This is a genomic window from Bradyrhizobium sp. SSBR45G (genome assembly GCF_030159255.1).
Lineage (GTDB): Bacteria > Pseudomonadota > Alphaproteobacteria > Rhizobiales > Xanthobacteraceae > Bradyrhizobium.
Map to the genome: position 1 here is coordinate 201,106 of NZ_BSCT01000004.1, position 23,699 is coordinate 224,804.

The 23,699-nt window shown below is 64.0% G+C and carries 20 protein-coding genes; 12 read left to right on the forward strand and 8 right to left on the reverse strand.

The genetic code is table 11. The annotated features are described in order from the left end of the window. Positions 1–107: 107 nt before the first annotated feature. The 9 genes from QQL87_RS07490 (at position 108) to QQL87_RS07530 (ending at position 9,150) form a co-directional block, all read left to right on the forward strand. Complete coding sequence (locus QQL87_RS07490) at positions 108–1,754, forward strand: amidohydrolase (protein ID WP_284417746.1); 1,647 nt, start codon at positions 108–110, stop codon at positions 1,752–1,754. After that, positions 1,751–2,695, forward strand: a complete 945-nt coding sequence (locus tag QQL87_RS07495; protein WP_284417747.1) for a CobW family GTP-binding protein — start codon at positions 1,751–1,753, stop codon at positions 2,693–2,695. The genes QQL87_RS07490 and QQL87_RS07495 overlap by 4 nt, the downstream gene beginning before the upstream one ends. A gap of 81 nt (positions 2,696–2,776) precedes the next feature. Continuing rightward, positions 2,777–4,375 carry an ABC transporter substrate-binding protein gene (locus QQL87_RS07500; protein WP_284417748.1) on the forward strand — a complete coding sequence of 533 codons (1,599 nt, stop codon included), beginning with the start codon at positions 2,777–2,779 and terminating at the stop codon, positions 4,373–4,375. Positions 4,376–4,431: 56 nt separating this feature from the next. Beyond that, complete coding sequence (locus QQL87_RS07505; protein ID WP_284417749.1) at positions 4,432–5,412, forward strand: ABC transporter permease; 981 nt, start codon at positions 4,432–4,434, stop codon at positions 5,410–5,412. After that, entirely contained in the window at positions 5,409–6,311 is a 903-nt protein-coding gene (locus QQL87_RS07510; protein ID WP_284417750.1) for an ABC transporter permease, read from the forward strand. Before QQL87_RS07505 ends, QQL87_RS07510 begins: the two co-directional genes overlap by 4 nt. Beyond that, positions 6,311–7,306, forward strand: coding sequence for an ABC transporter ATP-binding protein (locus tag QQL87_RS07515; RefSeq protein WP_284417751.1), 996 nt, complete (start codon positions 6,311–6,313; stop codon positions 7,304–7,306). The genes QQL87_RS07510 and QQL87_RS07515 overlap by 1 nt, the downstream gene beginning before the upstream one ends. Continuing rightward, positions 7,303–8,334 carry an ABC transporter ATP-binding protein gene (locus QQL87_RS07520; RefSeq protein ID WP_284417752.1) on the forward strand — a complete coding sequence of 344 codons (1,032 nt, stop codon included), beginning with the start codon at positions 7,303–7,305 and terminating at the stop codon, positions 8,332–8,334. Before QQL87_RS07515 ends, QQL87_RS07520 begins: the two co-directional genes overlap by 4 nt. Positions 8,335–8,641: 307 nt before the next feature. Further along, positions 8,642–8,887 carry a hypothetical protein gene (locus QQL87_RS07525; RefSeq protein ID WP_284417753.1) on the forward strand — a complete coding sequence of 82 codons (246 nt, stop codon included), beginning with the start codon at positions 8,642–8,644 and terminating at the stop codon, positions 8,885–8,887. Beyond that, positions 8,887–9,150: a hypothetical protein gene (locus tag QQL87_RS07530; RefSeq protein WP_284417754.1), complete on the forward strand. Its 264-nt coding sequence runs from the start codon at positions 8,887–8,889 to the stop codon at positions 9,148–9,150. Before QQL87_RS07525 ends, QQL87_RS07530 begins: the two co-directional genes overlap by 1 nt. Before the next feature lie 191 nt (positions 9,151–9,341). Here the strand turns inward: QQL87_RS07530 and QQL87_RS07535 are convergent, their stop codons facing one another. The 6 genes from QQL87_RS07535 to QQL87_RS07560 all read right to left on the reverse strand — a co-directional run bounded on the left by QQL87_RS07535 (position 9,342) and on the right by QQL87_RS07560 (position 17,583). Beyond that, the gene (locus QQL87_RS07535) at positions 9,342–10,922 is read right to left on the reverse strand and encodes a hypothetical protein (protein ID WP_284417756.1); all 1,581 of its coding nucleotides are present in this window, start codon (positions 10,920–10,922) and stop codon (positions 9,342–9,344) included. A gap of 972 nt (positions 10,923–11,894) precedes the next feature. Beyond that, positions 11,895–12,140 carry a DUF2798 domain-containing protein gene (locus QQL87_RS07540; RefSeq protein WP_284417757.1) on the reverse strand — a complete coding sequence of 82 codons (246 nt, stop codon included), beginning with the start codon at positions 12,138–12,140 and terminating at the stop codon, positions 11,895–11,897. A 139-nt stretch (positions 12,141–12,279) separates the two neighbouring features. Further along, positions 12,280–13,443: a Na+/H+ antiporter NhaA gene (gene nhaA, locus QQL87_RS07545; RefSeq protein WP_284417758.1), complete on the reverse strand. Its 1,164-nt coding sequence runs from the start codon at positions 13,441–13,443 to the stop codon at positions 12,280–12,282. Positions 13,444–13,548: 105 nt separating this feature from the next. Then, on the reverse strand, positions 13,549–15,690 hold the full coding sequence (locus QQL87_RS07550) for a pyrroloquinoline quinone-dependent dehydrogenase (protein WP_284417759.1): 2,142 nt from the start codon (positions 15,688–15,690) through the stop codon (positions 13,549–13,551). Then, a complete protein-coding gene (locus tag QQL87_RS07555; protein WP_284417760.1) occupies positions 15,687–15,926 on the reverse strand; it encodes a hypothetical protein in 240 nt (79 codons plus the stop codon). The genes QQL87_RS07550 and QQL87_RS07555 overlap by 4 nt, the downstream gene beginning before the upstream one ends. A 349-nt stretch (positions 15,927–16,275) precedes the next feature. Beyond that, on the reverse strand, positions 16,276–17,583 hold the full coding sequence (locus QQL87_RS07560) for a DUF2254 domain-containing protein (protein ID WP_284417761.1): 1,308 nt from the start codon (positions 17,581–17,583) through the stop codon (positions 16,276–16,278). Positions 17,584–17,922: 339 nt separating this feature from the next. On the opposite strand from QQL87_RS07560, the gene QQL87_RS07565 reads away from it, so the two are divergent. Further along, positions 17,923–18,303 carry a hypothetical protein gene (locus QQL87_RS07565; protein ID WP_284417762.1) on the forward strand — a complete coding sequence of 127 codons (381 nt, stop codon included), beginning with the start codon at positions 17,923–17,925 and terminating at the stop codon, positions 18,301–18,303. A gap of 166 nt (positions 18,304–18,469) precedes the next feature. Here QQL87_RS07565 and QQL87_RS07570 read toward each other — a convergent pair whose 3' ends face one another. Beyond that, a complete protein-coding gene (locus tag QQL87_RS07570; RefSeq protein WP_284417763.1) occupies positions 18,470–19,732 on the reverse strand; it encodes a cation:proton antiporter in 1,263 nt (420 codons plus the stop codon). Between the two features lie 204 nt (positions 19,733–19,936). Continuing rightward, positions 19,937–20,746 (reverse strand): Crp/Fnr family transcriptional regulator, encoded by an 810-nt coding sequence (locus tag QQL87_RS07575; protein WP_284417764.1) that lies wholly within the window; start codon positions 20,744–20,746, stop codon positions 19,937–19,939. Positions 20,747–20,873: 127 nt separating this feature from the next. On the opposite strand from QQL87_RS07575, the gene QQL87_RS07580 reads away from it, so the two are divergent. Then, entirely contained in the window at positions 20,874–22,898 is a 2,025-nt protein-coding gene (locus QQL87_RS07580) for a sensor histidine kinase (RefSeq protein WP_284417765.1), read from the forward strand. Further along, positions 22,895–23,554, forward strand: coding sequence for a response regulator transcription factor (locus tag QQL87_RS07585; RefSeq protein ID WP_284417766.1), 660 nt, complete (start codon positions 22,895–22,897; stop codon positions 23,552–23,554). Before QQL87_RS07580 ends, QQL87_RS07585 begins: the two co-directional genes overlap by 4 nt. The last annotated feature ends 145 nt before the right edge of the window (positions 23,555–23,699 follow it).

Below are 23,699 nucleotides of genomic sequence, written 5' to 3' on the forward strand. Positions count from 1 at the left end.
CTGGCCTGGACTCATCCGACGCCGCAGGTTTCAACAACGGCTCTTGGTAAACCGGGCCTTGGTAAAACGGGTGTTGGTGGGGTCTCGGGAAGTTGGAGGAGTTCGCGGTGAGCTCAGATACCGTCGTCTACGTGGCCCGCAGGATTGTGACGATGAATCCGTCGCGGCCCTTTGCGACGCACGTTGCGGTGAGAGAGGGGCGGATCGTCGCGGCCGGCAGTGAAGCCGAGATCGCTCAGTTCGTCCCGCAGGGCGGGATCGACATGCGCTTCCGCGACAAGGTGCTGCTGCCGGGGTTCGTCGAAGGCCACAGCCACATCATGGAAGGCATGATGTGGTCGCTGCCCTACGTTGGGGCATTCGAAAGGCGCTCGCCGGAGGGCAGGGCGGTGGCCGGCGTGCCCGACATCGATGCGATCGTTGCACGGCTCCGCGAGGCCGAAGCCGCGATGGCCGATCCGAACGCGACGCTGTTTGCCTGGGGTTTTGATCCGCTGCATATCGGTGGCGAGAAGCTGACGCGCGAAGCGCTGGACCGGGTCTCGACGACGCGGCCCATCATGGTGATCCACGCCAGCTTCCACATCAGCGTGGTCAACACGCTGGTGCTGGAGCGCACGCAGCTGCTGCATGCCACCGACATCTCCGGCGTCGTCGCCGGAGCCGACGGCCGGGCCAGCGGCGAGTTGCAAGGCATCGCGGCGCGGCTGCGGGCCTTCCGTCTGGTCGGCAATCCGCTGTCGGAACTGCTGACAATGTCCGACGTGCAGCGCTACGCGTCATCGGCCTGCGTGCAGGGTGTCACCACGATCACCGATCTGCACAACGACCTCACCGAGAATACGCTGGACCTCTACCGCTCCGCGACGCAGCAGGCGGATTTCGGTGTGCGCCTGGTGCCGGCGCTGGCCTCGGCTACGCATCCTCCGGACAAGGCGATCGAGAAGATCACGGTGCTGCGCGAGTCCGGCAACGACAAGCTGCATTACGGCATCGTCAAGCTGGTCGTCGACGGTTCGATCCAGGGCTTCACGGCGCGCTTGCGCTGGCCCGGCTATCACAACGGCGCGCCGAACGGCCTCTGGTACATCGCGCCCGACGAGCTGCCGCGCCTGGTCGATCTGTACCACAAGGCCGGCATCCAGCTTCACATCCACACCAATGGTGATGAAGCCACCGAACTGGCGCTGGACGCGGTGGAGAAGGCGCAGACCGCTCACCCGCGGCCGGACCACCGCCACACCCTGCAGCACTGCCAGATGGCCGACGCGGCGCAATTCCGCCGCATGAAGGCGCTCGGCATGTGCGTCAACCTGTTTGCCAATCACGTCTTCTACTGGGGCGATTCCCACTACGAGCTGACGATGGGGCCGGAGCGGGCGGGGCGTCTCGATGCCACGGGCACCGCGCAGCGGATAGGCGTTCCGTTCTCGATCCACTCCGATGCGCCGGTCACGCCGCTGTCGCCGCTGTTCACCGCGTGGTGCGCCGTGAACCGGGTGTCCTCATCGGGCCGCAAGCTCGGCGCCGAGACCGAGGCGCTGAGCGTGGAGCAGGCGCTTGGCGCCATCACGATCGGTGCGGCCTACACGCTCAAGCTCGATCATCTCGTCGGCAGCATCGAGACCGGCAAGTATGCCGACTTCGCAGTCCTCGAGCAGGACCCGTTCACGGTCGCGCCGGAGGACCTGAAGGACGTTGCGGTCTGGGGAACGGTGGTCGGCGGCGCCGTCAAGGAGGCGCCGCGCGCATGACGACATCCGCGCCCATTCCGTTCACCGTGATCGGCGGCTTTCTCGGCGCCGGGAAGACGACGCTGCTCAACCGGCTGCTGTGCGCCAGCACCGAGCGCTGCGCGGTGCTGGTGAACGATTTCGGCGAGATCAATGTCGATGCCGCGCTGATCCGGAGCCACGACGGCACGACGATGTCGCTCACCAACGGTTGCGTCTGCTGCAGCATCGGGACCGGCTTTCTCGATACGCTGGCGCGGCTGCTCGATGATGTCGGGAGCTTTGATCGCGTGGTGATCGAAGCCAGCGGCGTGGGCGACCCCTGGCGCATCGCCGAGATCGCACTTGTCGAGCCGTCGCTGCGGCTCGACGGCGTCGTCGTACTGGCCGATGCGACCCGCATCGCGACACAGTGCGAGGACCGGCACATCGGCGAGACCATCCGCAACCAGTTCGCCAAATGCGACGTGGTGCTGCTCAGCAAATGCGACCTGGCCAGCGAGAGCCAGCGCGATGCGGCGTGCGCCGTCATCGGCGCCATCCGGCCTGACGTGCCGATCGAGCAATTGTCGGCGCTCACTCCCGTGCATCAAGCCGTTTTCGGACGAGGGCGGACGGCGCGCTTCCGCGCCGAGCCGGTCGCGGAGACGGCTGACCACGAAAGCGATTTCCGTCGCTGGACGTATCGGCGTGTCGGATGCTTCGATCGCGACAGGCTTGCCGCGGCCGTGCTCGACCTGCCGGGCCAATTGCTGCGGCTGAAGGGGATTTGCCTGGTCGACGGCGACGACCGGGCGCAGGTGTTCCAGTTGGTGTCGCGCAACTGGTCGCTGACGCCGGCGGACGATGCTGCGCCTGATGTGGCCGAGACGATCACGCTGGCTGGCGTCGGCACCGCGAATTTGCCATCGGATCACGAACTGGACGCGATCCTCGATCGCGCCCTGACCGCTGCGGCGTGACGTGATGACTTCGAGGCCAATCGGACCACCAAGCGACTTTCTCATCATCCACCCTGTCGTGAATCAGGAAGCGGGATAGCCATGTTGATCAGACGACATTTCGTGCTCGGAGCTCTCGGTCTCGTCGCAGCAGCCACGTTCGCGTCGCCCGCGGCGCGGGCGCAATCATCCGGTGGCAATACGCTGGTGGTCGCCACCACGCAGGTGCCGCGCCATTTCAACGGCGCCGTGCAATCGGGCATGGCAACAGCCATGCCGACGGCCCAGATCTTCGCGAGCCCGCTGCGCTATGACGACAAATGGAATCCGCAGCCATACCTGGCGCAGTCGTGGGAGGTCGCGCCTGACGGACTATCCGTCACGCTGCACCTGGTGAAGGATGCCGTCTTCCACGACGGTCACCCCGTGACGTCGGAGGACGTCGCCTTCTCGATCATGGCGATCAAGGCCAACCATCCGTTCCAGACGATGCTGGCGGCGGTCGACAAGGTCGAGACGCCCGATCCCGCGACCGCGATCCTCCGCCTGAAGAACCCGAGCCCGTCGCTGCTCCTGGCGATGTCGCCGGCGCTGATGCCGATCCTGCCCAAGCACATCTATGGCGATGGCCAGGATCTGAAGACGCACCCGGCCAATCTGAAGCCGATCGGCTCCGGCCCGTTCAAGCTGACCGAATACAAGCAGGGCGAATACTACACGCTGGAGAAGTTCGACAAGTTCTTCATCCCCGGCCGGCCCAAGCTCGACAAGATCGTGGTCAGGCTGGTGTCGGATCAGAACGCGGCCGTGGTCTCGCTGGAACGCGGCGACTTCAGCGCGTTTCCCTTCATCGCCGGCGCCCGCGACATCGATCGGCTGCAGAAGGCGCCGAACCTGGTCGTGACCGACAAGGGCATGGCCGGCGTCGGCCCGCTCAACTGGCTCGCCTTCAACACCAGGAAGAAGCCACTCGACGATGTCCGCGTGCGTCAGGCCGTCGCCTATGCGGCCAACCGCGACTTCATCGTGTCCAAGCTGATGGGCGGCAAGGCTACGCCGGCGCTGGGACCGATCGCACCGGATTCGCCGCTCGCCGAAGCCGGGGTGGAGGCATACAAGGTCGACTACGCCAAGTCGGCGGCACTGTTGGACGCTGCAGGATACGCAAAGGGGGCGGACGGCTCGCGCTTTTCGCTGACCATCGACTACATTCCCGGCGGTGACGAGCAGCAGCGCAACGTCGCCGAATACATGCGCTCGCAGCTCAAGCGCGTCGGCATCAATCTCGAGGTGCGCGCCGCGCCTGATTTCCCGACCTGGGCGCAGCGCGTCTCGAATTTCGATTTCGACCTGACCATGGACACCGTCTACAACTGGGGCGACCCGGTGATCGGCGTCAACCGGACCTATCTGACGTCGAACATCCGCAAGGGCATCATCTGGTCGAACACGCAGCAATATTCCAACCCCAAGGTGGACGAGCTGTTGCAGGCGGCGGCGGTCGAAACCTCACCCGAGAAGCGCAGGGCGCTCTACTCGGAGTTCCAGAAGATCGTCGTTTCCGATGTGCCGATCTACTTCATCAATGTCAGCCCCTATTACAATGCCTTCGCCAAGGGGCTCGGCAATCTCCCGAACTCGATCTGGGGCATGATGTCGCCGCTCGATGAGCTTTACTGGGAAGTCCCGCCGAAGACCTGAGGCGGTTCCGACCGGACATTGGTGTCCCCGAAAGCGACGAGGAGACTTGCTGCACCATGGCATTCGCCACCCATCTGGCCAGGCAGATCATTAATGCGATAGCGCTCTTGACTGCCGTGCTGGTGCTGAACTTCTGCCTGATCCATCTCGCCCCCGGCGATCCCGTCCAGGTGATCGCAGGCGAGATGGGAGGGGCGTCGGCAGAGGTCGTTGCGGCGCTGCGCGCCAAATATGGCCTCGACCAGAGCCTGATGCAGCAGCTCTCCATCTATCTCGGCAACGTCGCCGTCGGCGATTTCGGCTACTCCTATTACTTCAACCAGCCCGTGCTCGGCCTGATCCTGCAGCGGCTGCCGGCGACGCTTTATCTCACGCTGTGCGCGCTGTCCGCTGCGCTCGCGATCGGCACCATGCTCGGGGTGGTCAGCGCCCGTCGGCCGAACGGCCTGTTCAGCCATGCCGTCACCGTGGTGTCGCTGGCAGGCTATGCGGCGCCGATCTTCTGGACCGGGCTTCTGTTGCTGCTGCTGTTCGGCTCGGTGTGGCCGATCCTGCCGGTGGTCGGCATGGCCGACGTCGTCAATCCCAAGCATGGCTTCGCCTATGTGCTCGATGTCGGCCGCCATCTGGTATTGCCGTCGCTGACGCTGGCCCTGGTGTTCATCGCGCAATACAGTCGGCTGGCCCGCGTCAACATGATCGAGGCGCTGTCGGCGGACTATGTCAGAACCGCCCGCGCCAAGGGTCTGCCGGAATGGCTGGTGGTCGGCAAACACGCGCTGCGCAACACGCTGATCCCGATCGTGACCGTCGCCGGTCATCAGTTCGGCAATCTGTTCGCTGGCGCCGTGCTGGTCGAGACCGTGTTCAGCTGGCCCGGAATGGGCCGGCTCGTGTTCGATTCCATCCTGCGTCGCGACTATCCGACCCTGATGGCCGTGCTGTTCTTCTCCGCCCTGATGGTGATGACCGCAAACATCGTGACCGATATGATCTACCGCCTCGTCGACCCGCGCATCCGGACGGGGCGGCGATGACGATCGAGACATCCTCGCCGATGGCGGCGCCGCAGATCGATCTTTCCGCGCCGGCGGCCGTGCCGCCCTGGCGCCTGGCCTTGCGGCAGTTCATGAAGAGCCCGTCGGGCGTGGCCGGCGCCGGCATGCTGCTCCTGATCATCCTGGTGGCCGTAATCGGGCCATCGCTCTATCCGGTCGATCCGCTGGATCTCGTCGGCGCGCCGTTCATGCCGCCTGATGCCGATGCCTGGTTTGGCACCGACTATCTCGGCCGCGACGTACTGGCCGGGCTGATCCATGGCGGGCGCGCGACGCTCGCGGTCGGTGCCGTCGCAGCGCTCATCACGATCGCGATCGGGCTCGTCATAGGCGCTGTCAGCGGCTTCTTCGGCGGCGCGATCGATGCCATCATGGTCAAGATCACCGAGTTCTTCCAGATCCTGCCGCCGCTGTTGTTCGCGATGGTGCTGGTGACGCTGTTCGGGCCGAAGCTGACCACGATCACGCTCGCGATCGGCGGGGTGAGCTGGACCTCGGTGGCGCGGCTGACGCGGGCGGAATTCTTGCGGCTGCGCGATCTCGATTTCGTCAAGGCGTCGCGCGCGGCGGGTGCATCCAGCGCCAATCTGATCCTGCGAGTGCTGCTGCCGAATGCGCTGCCCGCGGTGATCGTGTCGGCGACGCTCGCGATCGGGGTCGCCATCCTGTTCGAGGGCGGCCTGAGCTTCCTCGGCCTGGGCGATCCGAACGTCATGAGCTGGGGGCTGATGCTGGGCCAGAACCGCAACTACATTCTCGATGCGTGGTGGGCGGTGATGTTCCCAGGCGCGGCGATCTTCCTCGCGGTGCTCGCGATCAGCCTGGTCGGCGACGGTCTCAACGATGCGATCAACCCGCGTCTGCGGCGGAGGTCATGATGAGCGCGCTGCTCGAAGTCGATAATCTCAACGTGAGCATGCGCAACGGGTCCGGCCGCCTTGTACCCGTCATCGAGAACCTGTCGTTCGCGGTTGCTCCGGCGCAGACCCTGGCGCTGGTCGGCGAATCCGGTTGCGGCAAGAGCATGACGGCGCTGGCCCTGATGCGGCTGCTGCCGGAGGATTTCGTCATTACCTCGGGCCGCATCGTGCTGGAGGGCAGGGACGTGCTGACCCTGCCGGCGAAGCAGATGCGGAGCTTGCGCGGCAGCGCCATGTCGATGATCTTCCAGGAGCCGATGACCGCGCTCAATCCGCTGTTCACCGTGGGTGACCAGATCGGCGAGGTGCTGCGCTGGCACCAGGGGCTCGACCGCGCCGCGGCGCGGTCGCGCGCCATCGCGCTGCTCCGCGCGGTGCAGATCCCTGCCGCCGAGCAGCGGATCGATGCCTATCCGCACCAGCTTTCGGGAGGCATGCGCCAGCGCGTGATGATCGCGATGGCGCTGGCCGGGCGTCCGAAGCTGTTGATCGCCGACGAGCCGACGACGGCGCTCGACGTGACCGTGCAGGCGCAGATCTTCGATCTGCTGGCCGAACTGCAACGCAGCACCGGGACAGCGATCCTGCTGATCACCCACGATCTCGGCGCAGTCGCCGAGCTCGCAGACGAGATGCTCGTGCTCTATGCCGGACGCTGCATCGAGGCGGGGGCCTCGGAAGCGATCGTGACGGCGCCGCGTCATCCCTACACGCGGGGCTTGCTCAACTGCGTCCCGCACCTCGCCGTCGGCGGGCCGCCGCAGCCCTGGGTCGATCTCGGCGAGATCCCCGGCATGGTGCCGCCACTCGGCGCGCGCGGGGCCGATTGCGCCTTCCTTGCAAGATGCGCGCAGGCTTGCGACGTCTGCCGTGCAAAGCCGCAGCCTACGCTCGAGCCGATTGCGCCGGGCCACGCGGTGTCCTGCTGGCGCAAGACGGAGCTCGCGGCATGAGCATGGCAGAGGCAATCCGCGGAACGGGCACCCGCGAGGTGCTGCTCGACGTCAACGATCTTGTCGTGCACTTTCCGGCCGGGCGCCGCCACGGCCGGCCGTCGTTCGTGCATGCGGTCGATGGCGTCAGCTTTCGCGTTCGTCGCGGCACGACGTTGGGCATCGTCGGCGAGAGCGGCTCGGGTAAGTCGACCACCGCGCAGGCCGTGATGCGGCTGGTGCCGGCAACGTCAGGTCAGATCGTGTTCGGCAATCGCGACATCGCCGGCCTCACCGGTCGAGCGTTGCGCGAGGTGCGGCGGCATCTGCAGATCGTCTTCCAGGACCCGTTCTCGGCGTTGAATCCACGCCGCCGCGCAGGCGATCAGATCCGCGAGCCGCTCGACCTGCTTGGAATTGGAACGCGGAGCGAGCGCGACGAGCGGGTGCGCAGGCTGCTGGCCGAGGTCGGCCTGCCGCCGCAGGCCGCCGACCTTTATCCGCACCAGTTCTCCGGCGGCCAGCGTCAGCGGCTGTGCATCGCACGCGCGATGGCGCCCGAGCCCGACCTGATCGTCTGCGACGAGGCGGTATCCGCGCTGGACGTGGCGATCCAGGCACAGATTTTGAACCTGTTGAAACGGCTGCAGCGCGAGCGCGATCTCACCTACATCTTCATCTCGCACGACCTCGGCGTGATCCAGAAATTCTGCGACGAGGTCGCGGTGATGTATCTCGGCAAGATCGTCGAGCAGGCGCCGGCCGCCGAGATCTTCGCCGCACCCCGCCATCCCTACACGTGGTCCCTGATCGCGGCCGCCGCGCCGCCCGGACCGATGCGCGACGAGTTGAAGCGACGCCATCTCGTCAAGGGCGATCCGCCGAGCCCGGTCGACCCGCCGCCCGGCTGCCGTTTCGCGCAGCGCTGTCCGGCCGCGATCGATTCCTGCTCGCAGCGTCTCCCGGTGCTGGGTGCGATCGGCCCAGACCACTACGTCGCTTGTCATCGTCTCGCCGAGCTGCCTTGCTTGCCATTCGACGGCTGCTAACAAGACGTCGAACATTGTCGGCTATCGCCTTGCGCCACCAGTTGACGACGATCGAGAGCGTTCGTCCAGCTTTCCATTCGATCGCGGCACCGAGGTCAGATGTTAATTGCTGCCGCGCAGGAAATAGTCGCCGATAGTTGCTGAGATGGCGCTCAGCATCAGCGCACAAGAAATTCCCGTGGAATCAACACCAAAGAAAATCGTTGGTCTCACCATGGCGTCTTGAGGCCGCGTTGCGTAAAAAGACGTTTTTGATCAATGACTTAATCTCACGCAAGATAATCGAGTGGGAGTAGGGCAGGTCGTCATGAGCGGGATATCGCGACGCCATCTGCTGTCCAGCCTCAGTGGCGCCGTCATCCCAGCCCCGGCCATCGCTGGCCACGCGATCGCTCCCGCCGAGCATTTCTTCTCGATCGAGTTTCCGACGCCGCCCGAGGAAAAGTCGAGCGGCCTGCTCGGGCTTTCGTCGACGACGTTTCTCGCCAAGGACGGAAACAAGGCCTTCGCCGTTTTCCATGCGGCCTGGCCGATTCAAGGTAAGCCCGCTTGATGAAGCAGTCCATGCTCGATGGACTGGTGGAGCGCGTATCGGGCGAATTCCTCTCGATCGACAAGACCGAAATCAAGTCGGCGAGCGGCGCCATGCTCCCCGCCAAGCGCTTCAACTTCGGCAGCGACAATGTATGGGGAGGCGGCCTGACGACGGTCTCCGGACCGCACACCTTCCTCGTGCAGGTCATGAAGCGCAAACCCCTGGAGGGTTGGGATGCGGCTGACCGGAAGTTTGTGGCTTCATTCAAGGTGCTGATCTGAGGATTCCGCGCGGCGTGTAATTTGTGAACTGGCACCGTAGTTGCGAAATCTACGCGACTAATTAGTCATACTACTGTTTCCCGTGAATATCAGTGTCGGCTTTTGCGGCCTCGTCGTATTGGCCGAGAAAATGCGTGCCCGAATCTGTGCTGGTGGAGAATCGGCAGGCAAGGCTCCTTTCTCGGAGCTTTTCATTTCCGCTTCTTGAACCTCTTGCTCGACGGCCTGTTTTTCGGCCACCGCCGCTCGGTCGGCTCACCAAGGGCAGGGTACTCATCACGCGAAAATTTTTGCTTGATGATGCGGTTCTCGCGTAGAACGTCGTAGTGCTCCTTCGCCTTCAGCGCGCTCTCGATTAGGCTGTCCGTCCATTCGTCAATCCGCATGGCGAGCATGTCCTCCGAACCGCCCTTGCGACCAGTCTGTGAGGAGTGCGCGTCCATCCCGATCGCTACCACGGTGTTGAGGTTGCGGTTGTCGTGAAGGACACCGAGGCAATAAGCCTCAAGAATCTTCGCTCTCGTTTCTCGGTATTGGACATACCCACGCTTCAACCCGCCGCGAGCCTCCAGCTCCACCGGGTAGGCCACAACAACAATGACGTAGGCAACCTTGTCGTCGGCGTTGATCTGGCTCGGGAACATCACCCGTGCATACCGGTCTTGCTTGAACTCCATAGCCTTGCGTAGGGCGCCGTCCACAGCTTCACCCAGCATCCGCCGGGCGAACCGCCCCTCAGCGGCCATAAACCTCAAGCCTCGCTCGGCTGTTGCAATGGTGGCGGTCTCGCCAAGGATTGTCTCGGTGGTGCCGGCAAGCAGGTTCTCAGTGAACACGGTGATGAGCCTGTCCCACGTGTAGGAGATGTCGTCGGCCAATGTTTTCGCGAAGTAACCCTCTGAAAGCACGTAACGCGACCACTCCCCTTGCAGGGTTACCATGCCGGCGTCTTCGTTGCCCTTCTTGCGGGGAAGCTCGAAATCGTACTCACCGCCAGTCCGAATGCCGACGTTGAGGTAGTTCGCCAGTAGCTCCTCCTCGCCATGGCACATGAACAACTTGCCGCTGCGGATGTACTCGGCGCGCTTGTTGAGGTAGCGGGTGAAGTCGGTGATTGTATTCAGGTGCTCAAGGACGCGCTTGATGCCGACATTGTCGAACACGTGGATGAACATTCCCCCGGGATTCACGTCGCCAACGCAGAAGGGCATGTATCCCGGCTGTGAGAAATCAATCGCCTCCTGCCCCTTAAGCGAAGGCATGATCATGAATGAGCCGCTGTCGTCGTTGAGCGCGTCCTGGATAGCCCGATGGGCCCCCGTCGCCACCACCACGCCATGCGTGCGCCGGGTCTCAACGGGCGGAAGGTCAATGGGAAGCTTCTGTGTGCAGGCTGAGTCGGTGAAGATCCTCTCGGGGAAGCGGGTAATCCAGTTGTTGGCGCCGTTGATTTGTTTTACCGCCCCCTCGATGGCCTTGCGGTAGAACCTCGGCCACGCGACTTGAATAGGCTTGTCGTCCTGGTACTTGATATGCTTGTCGCTGAATATGATGACGTCATCCCCACAGACAACGAGCATGTCGCACAGCTCCTTGCCGTCGCCCACGCCTCCCTGCTTCTTCTCGTAGAATAGGTTGGGGTAAGACCACAGGTCAAGAAACGCATGCTCGCCAAGGTCGGCCAGCAGCCTTTCGGACGCGGTTGAGCCTCGGCTACGGTGGATCGCCTGAACCGTACCTTCGGCCGGCGGAATGTCGTCGGTGCGTGCCAACTCAACCTCGGGTGTGTGCACAATCGGAGAAGACAGAAGGCTATCAGAAGTTGATTTTCAAGAAAGGAGAAACGCCAAAAAGGGACCAAGTCTTTCACAAAGGGGCAGAGCGGCAATCCCTCTGGCAGGCCCGTCGGCTCAAAGAGGGGGACGATGATAGCGAGTTGGGGTGCACAAAATTCCTTGGCTCTCTGGAGTTATGGTGACAGTGCACGAAATTTGTTGGCTCTTGCTGCGATTGAGAAAGTTGGTCGCGACATAGCGACGACGATAGCCCGCGCGGACCCCCCCGTCGTCGTCCTATTGAGTATCTGCCCGACGGGCAATCCTTGCACACCCCGCATGCACCAACTACCCGTCGTGCCAGTTTGTCGCGCACTCATCCCTTGCCATGTCGGGCAAATCACCTGCACATTTCCGCGCATCCCGGCTCGTTGAAGAGGGACGTTTCGCGATCGTCATGAAGCGTCGAGCCGGAGATGCGACGGGCGCGTTGCTCTGCAGCCGGGTGTCACAGCCCGTGCCGACGAACGGAGCGAGGCGACGGCGAAATGGTGTGGTCCTGGCATCGCGGTGCTGATGCCAAGCCGGCGGTGATGATGATCCGCTGGCGACGGGGGCAAGACAGCCGATCCCCGGGGAGAGCGCCTATAACCCGTCAAACCGCCGCGCAGGGAAGGCCGGATATTGGGCTGAACCTGTGGTTCTGCCGCGTGCTTTTTGTTGCACGCGGACCGCGGGTATCAGTCGGTACCCGGTCTTCCCTGCGCCTCTTCTTCACAAGGAGAGGTCGATCGAAAAGCAAAGCTCGGGCGCATGCGGCCGCGAGACGGCTCAGCCATGCCTGCTGTTTGAGACGTGGAGAGGCGTGTCGATGGCGGTGCTCCGCAGCGGCGTTGCAAAGGGGCCCGTGTTCAGCGCGTTGATGGCGACGATGTTGGGAGGTGGTCCGCGCGCCACCTCAGGCCGGCGTTACTTCGGGTCTGGCTGCTCGTCCCGCGTCAGCACGACGGCCAGCGATCTGATGACGGGCGCGGCCATGACGACGATAGGCAACATCGTGGCCCAGGCGATCAGCCATGACGATAGCCAGTTGGAGACGAAGTCGCCCGTCGCAAAGGATGGAAGGCTGGCGATGCCGGCGGCGACGAAGCAGGTCAGTCCGGACTGAAGGGCCGCAAAGACGAAGTGGCTGTAGCGACGGGGAATGCTGAGCATTGCGGGCCTCCTGGCAGAAGCAGAAGCAAGAGTCGGGCCAGGAGCAGTCCCGTGTCGGCGGCCCTGTCGAGCAGCATGGCGGCTGAGCGAGGTTGACGATCCCAGGAAGCAACCTCTGGACGCCGCGGGAGTCCCGATCTCACATCGTCCGTTCGGCGCCTTTGCCCCCTCCCGGCCAACTCAGCAGCGCCATGCCGAACAGGCCCGACAGCAGCGAGCCCAGCAGGACGCCGACCTTGACCTCGTTCTGAAGCGCTTCGGCACCGGGAAATGCCAGCAATCCGATGAACAGACTCATCGTGAAGCCGATGCCGCAGAGGACCGCGATGCCGTAGACTTGGCGCCAGTCGGCTCCTTCGGGCAGGCGCGCCAACCGGAGACGGATCGCAAGCCACGTTGCGGCAAGGATGCCGCTCTGCTTGCCGACGAACAGGCCCGCGATGATGCCGAGAGTCACGGGTTGCTTCAGGACATACCAGCTCATCCCGACCAGGGAGACGCCGGCATTGGCAAAAGCGAAGATGGGCAGGATCGCGAAGGCCACCCAGGGCTGGATCGCGTGCTCCAGCGTGAGGAGCGGGGACTGCTTGCGCGGGGAGGCCGGAATTGTCCAGGCCAGCGCGACACCGGCGAGCGTGGCGTGGACGCCCGACTTCAGCGTGAAGACCCAGAGTGCGGCGCCGAGCACGAGGTAGGCCGAGAGCCGCGCGACGCCGGTCTGATTCAAGACGACCAGCACGGCCAGAACGGCGCCCGCCGCGGCGAGCCATCCGAGCGCGAGGTGATCCGTGTAGAACACCGCGATGACCGTGACGGCGCCGAGGTCGTCGAGAATGGCCAGGGCGGTCAGGAAGATCTTGAGAGAACTCGGCACGCGTGAGCCGAGCAGGGCCAGCGCCCCGAGTGCGAACGCGATGTCGGTGGCGGTCGGGATTGCCCATCCGCGGAAGGTCTCCGCGGTGTTCAGGTTGAAGCCGATGTAGACGAGCGCGGGAACGACCATGCCGCCGGTTGCTGCGAATGCCGGCAACACCCGCCGCGGCCAGGTCGAGAGCTGCCCATCCAGGAACTCCCGCTTGATCTCGAGCCCGACGAGCAGGAAGAACACCGCCATCAGCGCGTCGTTGATCCAGTGCAGGATCGAAAGTCCGGCGATGTAGCGTTGGAGTGAAGCGAAGTAGAATTCTGACGCCGGAGTATTGGCGACGATCAGCGCCGCGGTAGCCGAAATCATCAGAATGATGCCAGCGCCGGCCTGGCTCGCGACGAGACGATGGAACGCAGAGGGCAATGAACGTGACATTGTGTCCTGTATGGCTCGCTGGCAGGCAATCAACCATGCTGGGGCGACGAGATGCCGCCAATTGTTGAGCCGGCCGCTCGCATGGCGTTTGTTTGCTGTGGCCAGCTACGACTTCGGCAAGGCATAGACGGCGACCTGATCGCCGACCTGATCCTTGAGGACCGTGTTGCCGCCCGCGATGAAGGCGACGTATTCGCGGCCCTTGTATTCATAGATGGCGGGATTGGCGACGGCGGGGGCCTGGACGATGTCGGACCACAGCTCCTTGCCGTCGGCCAGCGCATAGGCCCGCACCTTGGCGTCCATCGAGGCGCCGATGAAGATCACGCCGCCGGCCGTCACCGCCGGGCCGCCGATCGTCACCGAGCCCATCGACTCCGGCATGTAGAAGCCCCACTTCTGCGACGCGCCGATGGGACGGCGCCATTTGATGTCGCCGGTGGACATGTCGATGGCGGCGATCTCGCCGAACGGCGGGGCCCAGCAGGGCATGCCGAGCCAGTTCAGCGCGTTGTCGAGCGACATGCCATAAGGCGCGCCTTCCTGCGGATAGAAGCCCTGTTCGTTGCCCGAGCCGCCTGCAAGCTGCTCATATTCCTTCCTTGGGTAGAGCTTGATGGATTGCACCACGTGCGAGAAGTTGACGATCGCGGTCTTGCCGCGCGGATCGAAGGCCACGCCGCCCCATTGCACGCCGCCGGCCGAGTCGGGATAGGCGAGCACGCCGTTGTCCTTGTGAGTCGGCGGCGAGTACATGCCGGCGTAGTCGAGGCTCTTCCAGAGCCTCGAGCATTGGCCGAGCCCAAGGGCGTCGGCGACCCACCAGATCGGAGGCTTCTTGGATTGATCCAGCAGCGGCGCCGGCCTGGTCGGGAATGGTTGCGTCGGGGCATAGACTTCGCCCTGGATCGAACCGTCGCCACCGGGCACCTTGCGCTCCTCGATCGGCCAGACATACTTGCCGGTGCGGCGGTCGACGACGAACAGGAAGCCCATCTTGGTGGCCTGCATCAGCGCCGGGATCTGCTGTCCGCTGACGGTGATGTCCATCAAGGTCGGCGCGGAGTTGATGTCGTAGTCCCAGATGTCGTGATGCACCCATTGCCGCGACCAGACGACCTCGCCGGTATCGAGGTTGAGCGCCGTGGTCGAGGTGGCGAGTGGGATCTTTTCGGTGCGGTTGCCGCCCCAGTAGTTGGGCGACGGGCTGGAGACCGGGAGATAGATCAGTCCTAGTCCCTCATCGACCGACATGCCCGTCCAGACATTGGCGGTGCCGGTGCGCGGCGCAATGTCCGGCGGCAGCGCCGCGAACGACCACTGCCGCTTGCCGGTCTGCGGATCGACGGAGAAGACGGTGCCGGGAGGGGCCTCGGCGTAGGCCCAGTCCTTGCCGGCCCAGCCCATGATCACGTGATTGCCGGCCACCGTCGGCGGCTGCAGCAGCGACAGCGGATATTTGTTGTTGACGTCGTTCCACTGGTCGACGTTGAGCACGCCGTTGTTCGCGAAACCTTGGCAGAGCTTGCCGGTGTCGGCGTCCATCGCGAACAGCTGCGCGTCCATGGTGCCGAGATAGACGATCTTCTGGCATGGCTGGCCGGCAACAGGGTTCGGCGACTGCCAATAGGCAACGCCGCGATTCTTCAGCGCCGGCTGGGTCAACGCCTTCAGCGTCGACTTGGAGTCGAAGGTCCATTTGACCTGGCCGGTCCCGGGATCCAGCGCGATCACGCGATAGAACGGCGTGCCGATGTAGAGCGTGTCGTTGGCGAAGATGGGCGTGGCGGACCAGACGCTGGTCGGCCGCTCGCCCGATCCGTCCGACATGTCGCCGGTGTGATATTCCCAGACTTTCAACAGCGACTTGACGTTGTCGGCCGTGATCTGGGTCAGCGGGGAATATTTCTGCGCGTTGAGCTGGCCGTGGAACGTATTCCAGACGGGATGCGACGGGACGAGCGGAATTGGCTTCGGTGCGGGCAGAGCCCCGGAGGGCTGCAGCGCGGCGGCGTCGGTGGTCGACGATGGGCTGGTGGCCGGAGCGGACGAGGGGGCGACCACATTGCCGCGCGGCGGCCCGTAGCCTGGGCCCGATGGTTCATGCTGCTCCTGGCCGGAGATGCCCCCCGAGGTCGCGCCCGGATTGCTCGTGTCGTTCTGGGCGATGGCCGCTGGCAGCGCGACCATCAGCGCCAGCCCGAGCGCCGCAGCCGGAGCGATACGGAGAAGTGCGCGGGTTGTCATGCTGCGGCCCTCCGGGGCTGGGAGGGGCCGGCAAGCGTCACGATCAATCCGGCGAAGACGAAGACGATCGCCGCCGCCAGCCACCACGCGTGCAGAAACCAGGCGGCGACGATCGTGCCGAGCGCGCCGAGCAGTCCGAGCACCCAGAACACCCCGAACAGCCATCCGCGCCCGCCGAACCACAGGATGAAGGCGTCGAGGACGAGGGCCAAGCTGGAGCCGATGACGAGCAGCACGCCGGGTGCTCCTGTGATGCCCGTCAGAGGTGTGAAATAATAGTAGAGTCCGAGCAGCACACCTGCGGCAGCAGCAACGAGGACAATGATCGGACCGAGCGGGTACCGGTGAGATGAGGTCAAATCGAGGATTCCAAGCTAGATGGCCTGCCGGCGCGGCGGCGACGGTTTCTAAGCAACAGCAGCAACAGCAAAGGAATGTTCTTTCGACGCGCTGGTTCCCTCGACCGCCGCCCGTTGGGCTCGCGTTTGCTCAAACATCGTCCGCGACCGTACGCATTCTGTCGGGCACACCGCGCAAACAACGTCGATCGCAGATGATCACGGCGCAGAGCTGGCCCAGAATGCATCAGCTCCGGAAGCGGCCCAGCGGGCCATCTTCGCAGACCGCAGTGAAGATGCGATGATGGCTACGGACGGCGTCGAGATCGCTGGGATTGCGGATGCTCCGCTCGGCGTCCGCGAGGACGAGATCGGCGTGCTTGCGGACGCATTCGATCCGATGCGGGTCGCGGTCGCAGCTCACGACCTGGACCATCACCTCGATCATGCGGATCAGCACGGGGGGCGCGTTCGCCGCGTTCTGCCGGATCATGTCGAACATGGCGGCGACCAGTTCATCGTAGCGGAGATGCGGCACGACCAGCGCCGGTTTTCCGTCCTTGATCCAGACGCCCGTCTGCAATCGCAGCGGCTGCATCTCGCACAAGGCTGCACCGAGCCGGTCGACGACTGTGATCGCCGTATGCGGATCGTTGATCCCCGGCGAAAGCGCACGGACCGCGACCTCGACGAGTTGTCGAACCGCAAAGCGGAGATCGGCCGATGTGACCTGCTGCGGGCTGAGCGCGGTCGCATCGCGGATCGCTTCCTCGATTCCATCGCGAGTCCTGGTCGCCGTCGCGATCGGCGCGCCGGGAAAAACGTAATCCCCAGGCCGGACGAGGAGATGGATGGCGGTGTCGTGCTCGCACGCCCACGTCGCCAGTCCGCTCTCGTCCAGCTGGACCAGATAGCCCTGACGCGCGTCGACGATCGGAACAGCGTCCTGCCAGAAGCGCGCGGGCGGCGGCGCGGGTTGGCTGTCCTCGCGCGTCAGCGAGTGGATCATGGACTGCACGTCGTCGCTGACCAGGCCGATGACGGTGTCGACATTGATCCGTCCGGACATGTGACCGACGAAATAGACGAGAGTGGCGACGGAGAGGAAGGCGAGCACGATGCCGATCGTGGTCGCGAGATGCGGCACGAACGCGCCTTCCGCTGGGGTGCGCACGCTCCGCAGCACGATGAGCGCGTAGCAGAAGGTGGCGAGGAAGACGCCGAGCGCGATCTGGTTGCCGCGATCGCGCGTGAAGTTCCGCAGCAGCCGCGGCCCCATCTGCCCGGCTGCGAGCGACAGCGCCGCGATCATGATCGAGAACACCGTGCCGGCGACACCAATCGTGGAGGACGCGATGGCGCCGAGAAGCGTGCGGGCGCCGGTCGCGCCGCCAGTGTAGAGCCACTCGTCGCGCAGCCAGTCAGCAACGATGGTGCCGCGGTCGATCTCGATCGCCATGAACGCGATGCCGATGCCGAGCAGAACGATCAGAGCCGGCACCAGCCAGAACGTCTCTGCGAGATCGTCGAGCATCTTGCGGAAACGTGCAGTCATGGGTCCTCGATGCGCGTGATCAGAAGCCCTCGCTGGGCGGTGGTGCGTCAGCCAGGAGGGGGCGGGGCGGCGGCGGGGATGAGGCCGCCGCCTGTCAATGGTTCCTCTCCAGGATTGTTCCGCGACCAGCCCTGTCGGCCGTTCCGGTCTTCGCGATCGAGCGCGCTGCCGTGCGGCCAGCCAGGTCGGTCAGAGTGAAAAGGACGTGAGACCCGGGCGATCGGCGGGGACGCCAGCAATCAGAGTACGAGACCGTACGGAGCGGCTTTGATAAGTCGAACCTTCCTCACCCGCATCGGTTCAAGGTCCGCATCACGATCCAATCCAGGAGGACATGGAATGTTTGTACGGCTCATCGCATCGTCATTGTTGGTTCTCGCTGCGTCCCAGGCTCCAGCGTTCGCGCAGGGCAGCAGCTCTCAGGCCGCAACCCAGAACAGTCAGGCGAGCAATTCGGCGTCGCAGCCGATCCCGCAGGAGATCAAGCAGAAGCTGCAGAAGCAGGGCTTCACCGACATCAATGTGGTGCCGGGGTCGTTCATCGTGAGCGCCAAGGACAGCAACAATGATCCGGTGATGATGGTGATCGGGCCGCACTCGCTGACGATGTTCAGCGAGATCAGCCCGCAGAGCCAGACCACCGGCAGCGCCAGCGGTGCGGCGCATTCGGGCGGCAGCTCCAGCACCATGCAGAACGGCAGCGGCCAGAGCAGCAAGTAATCGGATCAATCGTCCGCGGCCGATCGGGCGCGGGTCACACGCTCAGCGTGGCCCGCGCCGCCGCGTGTCGGCAGCGATATCGTCGATGAGTGGACTGCTCGTCTGGCTTGCTGGCCGCGCGGTCATCGCTGACGATTGCACAGAGCAGGGAAGGGCCCCCTTACTGTCAATCCGCCTTGCCCGACAGAGACAACGTCCGCTTCGCGACGAGGCCGAGCGTCGACCCTTGGACGATCACGCTGAACACGACGACTGCATAGGTGGCTGCGAGAATGGGAGCCTTGGCCTCTCCTTCCGGAAGCGACAGCGCCAGGGCGACCGAGATGCCGCCTCGAACACCCGCCCAGGTCAGGAAGGGGATGTTGTGTGCCGAGACGAGCGTGGTCCGCGCCAGGAACAGCAACGGAAGGCTGACAGCGGTCAGCCGGCCGAGCAGCACGATCGGGATGGCCGTTGCGGCCCCCAGCAGCGCCAGCGTGCCGAAGCGGAGCAGAAGAACCTCCAGGCCGATCAGCAGGAAGAGAACCGAATTCAGGATCTCGTCGATCAGGGTCCACAGTCCGAACAAATAGCGTTGGGTCTGCTCGCTCATCGCGTATCGCGGACCGCGATCTCCGATTAATAATCCGGCAGCGACCACCGCGAGCGGCGCGCTGCAATGAAGCCGCAGGGCAACCGCATAGACGGAGGTGACGAGCGCCAGGGACAGCAGAACTTCGATCGCATAGTCATCGATCGCATGCATGGCCCTGTAGGCGATGTAACCGCCCGCCAGACCCAGGAGAATTCCGCCGCCCGCTTCGAACAGCAGCAGCTTGCCAATGTCGACAGCACCGACATCTCCGCCGCCCGTGGCATAGCGAACCAGAATGGTGAACAGGACGATCCCGATGCCGTCGTTGAAGAGCGACTCTCCCTGCATCTCGATCTCCAGGTCGGGTGGAACCCGGATATTCTTGAGCGTGCTCATCACCGCCACCGGGTCGGTGGGACTGATGAGTGCGCCAAAGACCAGGGACCAGGCGAGCGAGATCGGGAGGCCGATTGACTGGCATGCACCGTAGAAGCCGAAGCCGACTACCAAGGTCGATATGCCGGTGCCAAACAGAGCAAGCGTGAGAACCGGAATTGCCCGGCGCTTGAGCTTCTCGAGATCCACGTGGAGGGAGCCAGCGAACAGGAGAAAGCCGAGCATCCCGTTCATCACAACCGAGGTGAAGTCGATCTGCAACAGCGCGTTCGTCAACGGCGCGAACAGGTGGTGGGACGGCGCGGCCACATCGATTGCGACGAGAATGCCTGACACCACAACGCTCATCAACAGGAGGCCGATGGTGTGTGGCAAGGGGCTGTATTTTTGATTCAGCCAGCCGAAGAGTGCCGAGAGCGCCAGCAGGATCGCGCTCAGGTCCAGGAGGGAGAACGCCAATTCACTTTCGCTCCTCTGAGGTGGCGTTGTGCTGCCCGGCGGACGTGGCGAGGCCAGGACGCAGCCCAGACTGTGTCGGCTTGACGGCTAGTGGAGCCACGAACTCATCCCGAGGAAAGCCGGTCCGATATGGTCTGTTCCTCTCGAAGGCTTCACATGCTGGTGCGGTAGCAGGCGCCGCAGTCAAGCCGGGCACATTCCCGGTCACTCCGGCTCGGTGTGCAAACCGGGATTGCCGAATAGGGAGTTCTCGTGGGCGGCTTGGATGACGCGGTGGCAATTACAACTGAGTTCCGCCAAGCAGGCCTCGTTGGTGATTGCAATGTGCTTTCGGCTGCGGCGGATGAGTCCTGCCACCTCCATTTCGGCGAACGTATCGGTGATGCTTGCGCGGCGTACACCGAGGGCTTGCGCGATCAAGCGATGGGTGATGCCGATTTCCGCGCTGTCTGTCCGGTCCCTGGCGACCAAGAGCCATCGCGCGACCCGCTGGTTCAAGCTGTGCCGCGAGTTGCACGCGACGAGTTGGGAGCTTTGAATGAGCGTCGCTTGAACGTACCGCAGCAGCATCTTTTCGATGTCGCGATCAGTGGTGATCAAGTGGATCAGTGCCTCGGTGCGAATACGCAGCGCAGTTCCCGGCACCTGGACCGTGCATGCATGGGGGGAAATCCGCATCCCGAGAACCAGGGGAATGCCGACGAAATCCTTCTTGCCTAGGGTCTGGATTTCGACCTGCAGGCAGTCGCCGGCTCGGGTGCTCACGGATGCAGCGCCGGATTCGATGAAATAGGCGTACTGTATGGGAACTCCACGATCCTGAAGACGCATTCTGGCCGCAAGGTCGACTTTGTCGCAGCGCTCGAGCAGATTCTGGCGGGAGCGATGCGGAAGCCTGCTCAGCAGCGCGTTGCATGTCTCCTGCGGATCGGAGCAAAGCAATCCGTTGGCGTTGATGGTCCGCGGTGGTCCTGCGGTCCACGTGCGATCGTGTATCGTATCGGTTTTCAGCATATCAGTCGTCCTCACCATCGCCATTTGACTATTGATGGTGAGTGCAGGACGCTGATCCCAGTCGGGCTGACGGTGAGGCTCCGTCAGGAAAAACCTGACCCTGGGAGGATCTTTTTTGAGGGATAGATTGACCAGCCAGAAAGCGAGTGCCGCCCGACGATCCCTGGTGCTCCTGGTCATGGCCGCCGCAATTCCCCTGATCCTGTTTGCGGGCTGGGTGGTCTTCCTGAATGCTCGCCAGGCCCGAACCGATTCGCGCCTCGCTGCACTCGAGACGCTCAACCGCGTCGTCGGCCGCCTGTCATCGGAACTGGGCCTCCAGGTCGAAATCGCGGAGACACTCGCGACCTCTGCGAGCCTGGATGCACCGGATCTGGACTCGTTCTACATCGAAGCGCTCCGCATCAAACAGGCAAGGCCGCTTTGGGAGACGATCGAACTCGTCGATCCCAAGGGCAATCAGGTGCTCAATCTGCTGCGGCCCATCGGGGCTGACCTCGGAGCCACTGCGGACCGCGAGAACTTCGAACGGATTTTGACGACCCGCAAGGCGGCCATTGGCGGTATCGGGCCCATCGGCCCCATTTCCGGCAAACGGCTGGTCGCGCTCAGGGCGCCAGTCGAACGGCACGGTGAACTGAAATTCGTGCTGACGGTCGCTCTGGTGCCGGATGCGGTCAGCCAAATCTTGAAGGGCGCCGGCGCTCCACCCGGATGGGTCGGTGTCGTCGTCGATGCAAAGGGCAACATCGTCGCGCGGACAATCGGCGAGGCGTTCGAACTCGGAAGGCCCGCCGGCGCTGCCGTTCGGCAGGCGATTTCGGAAGGATCGGAAGGAAACTACACGGGAACGACTCCGGAAGGCGTCCGCGTCGATTCGATCTTCAAGGAGTTGCCAGGCACCAGCGGCTGGTCCGTTCATCTCGGAATCCCGACGGATGAGCTTGATGCGCCGGTTCGCCGGTCGGCCATCGTGCTTGCCAGTGGAGGTGCCGTCAGCTTGACCTTGGGCATGGCGCTGGTGTGGTTTACCGCCCGCGATATCTCGCAGCGGCGGCTGGAGCAGGAGGCCCAGGCGGCGCTGGCCCTGAAGGCCAGCGAAGAGCGCCGCCGCATGATGGTGGATGCCGCCGACCTCGGCGTCTTCAGTCTGAACGTATCGGCGGGTGAGGTGATTGCGTCGGGACGAGCCCTCCAGATGCTCCAACTGAGCGATGTGGCCGGCCATGAGGACCTGACTCTCGCACTCGATCGCATCGTCGAGGCCATCGAGCCGGCCGACCGCGCTGCGGTCAGGAACGCGCTGCTGCGCTGTCGCGGAGATCAGGCGATCACGGTCGACTTTAGGACGCCGGCACCACAGGCGCGCTGGCTGCGCGTCAACGGCCGCTGCTCGCATCGGTCGGATACAGGTGGAGAGGTCGTTGTCGCCGTTCTGGTCGACATCGACGACAGCAAGCGTGCAGAGCTCGACCGGCAGCGTCTGCTGAGGCGACTTGGCAAGGCGGAAGAGGATGAACGCAAGCGCCTGTCGCGGGAATTGCATGACCAGATCGGCCAGACCGTGACAGGCCTGCTGCTTGGCCTCAAGAACGTCGAGCAGGCGATGGCGCAACTCCCCGGGCAGGCAGCACAGCTCGAAGGCCTGCACGCGTTACAGGTGCTTGCGAGCGACATCGGGCGTGACATCCACCAGATTGCTGCAGATCTTCGTCCCACCGCGCTGGACGATCTCGGATTGTATAAGGCGGTGGAGGCGTTCTGTTCGGAATGGTCTCGACGGCTCGGCGTGAGCACGGATGTACAGACGTTGGGACGGACTGACAGGCTTCCTCCTGAGGTCGAAAGCGCGATCTATCGCGCCATCCAGGAAGCCCTGACCAATGTGGCCAAGCATGCGGGGGCGCGGCATGTCAGCGTCGTCCTGGACCGGCGCGAAGACGAGCTCCGCGTCATCGTCGAAGACGACGGTGAGGGATTTGATCCCAGTCGCCGCGCCAGTCCTGACGGCGCGAGTCAGAGGCTTGGGCTTTCGTTCATCGAAGAAAGAATGTCGCTCCTGGGCGGGACGCTCGCGATCGAAACCGAGCCCCAGCACGGAACGACGCTCTTCATGACCGTGCCGGTAGTCAGCGGGAGTCTGATCTCTTGACGCCGATCCGGATCACGCTCGCGGATGATCATCCTCTCGTGCTCGCGGGGATGAAGGCGCTCCTCGAGCGTGTCCGCGACATGGAGGTTGTCGGCGAGGCCACCGACGCCGAGACCGCGCTCGAGGTCATCGCACGTGAAACACCGGATATTGCGGTTCTGGACATCTCGCTTCCCGTCATCGGCGGCATCGAGCTGGCGCACCGGATTGCGGACAAGGTGCCGTCGGTGCGGATGCTCGCGCTCACGGTCCACGAGGATCGTGCCTATGTCGAACCGATGATGCAGGCCGGCGTGCGCGGATATCTGCTCAAGCGCTCCGCTGCCGAGGATCTCGTACGCGCCATCAGGGCCATTGCCGAGGGCGGCGTCTACCTCGATCCTGCTGTCGCGGAGAAGGTGCTGCCGGCTGCACGGGTCGACGAGTCGAATCCGGGCAAAGCGCATCAGCACGAGCTGACGCCGCGCGAGACCGAAGTGCTGCGTTTCATCGCGCAGGGCTTCAGCAACAAGGAAATCGCTGGGCGCCTCGAGGTGAGCGTGAAGACGATCGAGACGCACAAGTCGAGGGCGGTCGAGAAGCTCGGCCTGTCCACCAGAGCCGACATTGTGCGATATGGCGTTTCGCAAGGATGGCTCGGAGATTTGACCAAATAGGCGGGGCGGTCGCGACAGATTGTCGCTAGCAATGAGACCGCGTGGCTCTCGTCCTCATTCCATCGCTGGTACGCAGCGGTACACTTCAAGAGAACTCGGAGGCGTGACGCGGATTGGTCCTTCGTCAATCGAAACGAAGGAGAAC

Coding starts and splice junctions, on each gene's coding strand:
- QQL87_RS07495 (WP_284417747.1), top strand. CDS start 1,751: ATGACGACATCCGCGCCCATTCCGTTCACCGTGATCGGCGGCTTTCTC.
- QQL87_RS07500 (WP_284417748.1), top strand. CDS start 2,777: ATGTTGATCAGACGACATTTCGTGCTCGGAGCTCTCGGTCTCGTCGCA.
- QQL87_RS07505 (WP_284417749.1), top strand. CDS start 4,432: ATGGCATTCGCCACCCATCTGGCCAGGCAGATCATTAATGCGATAGCG.
- QQL87_RS07510 (WP_284417750.1), top strand. CDS start 5,409: ATGACGATCGAGACATCCTCGCCGATGGCGGCGCCGCAGATCGATCTT.
- QQL87_RS07515 (WP_284417751.1), top strand. CDS start 6,311: ATGAGCGCGCTGCTCGAAGTCGATAATCTCAACGTGAGCATGCGCAAC.
- QQL87_RS07520 (WP_284417752.1), top strand. CDS start 7,303: ATGAGCATGGCAGAGGCAATCCGCGGAACGGGCACCCGCGAGGTGCTG.
- QQL87_RS07525 (WP_284417753.1), top strand. CDS start 8,642: ATGAGCGGGATATCGCGACGCCATCTGCTGTCCAGCCTCAGTGGCGCC.
- QQL87_RS07530 (WP_284417754.1), top strand. CDS start 8,887: ATGAAGCAGTCCATGCTCGATGGACTGGTGGAGCGCGTATCGGGCGAA.
- QQL87_RS07540 (WP_284417757.1), bottom strand. CDS start 12,140: ATGCTCAGCATTCCCCGTCGCTACAGCCACTTCGTCTTTGCGGCCCTT.
- nhaA (WP_284417758.1), bottom strand. CDS start 13,443: ATGTCACGTTCATTGCCCTCTGCGTTCCATCGTCTCGTCGCGAGCCAG.
- QQL87_RS07550 (WP_284417759.1), bottom strand. CDS start 15,690: ATGACAACCCGCGCACTTCTCCGTATCGCTCCGGCTGCGGCGCTCGGG.
- QQL87_RS07560 (WP_284417761.1), bottom strand. CDS start 17,583: ATGACTGCACGTTTCCGCAAGATGCTCGACGATCTCGCAGAGACGTTC.
- QQL87_RS07565 (WP_284417762.1), top strand. CDS start 17,923: ATGTTTGTACGGCTCATCGCATCGTCATTGTTGGTTCTCGCTGCGTCC.
- QQL87_RS07575 (WP_284417764.1), bottom strand. CDS start 20,746: ATGCTGAAAACCGATACGATACACGATCGCACGTGGACCGCAGGACCA.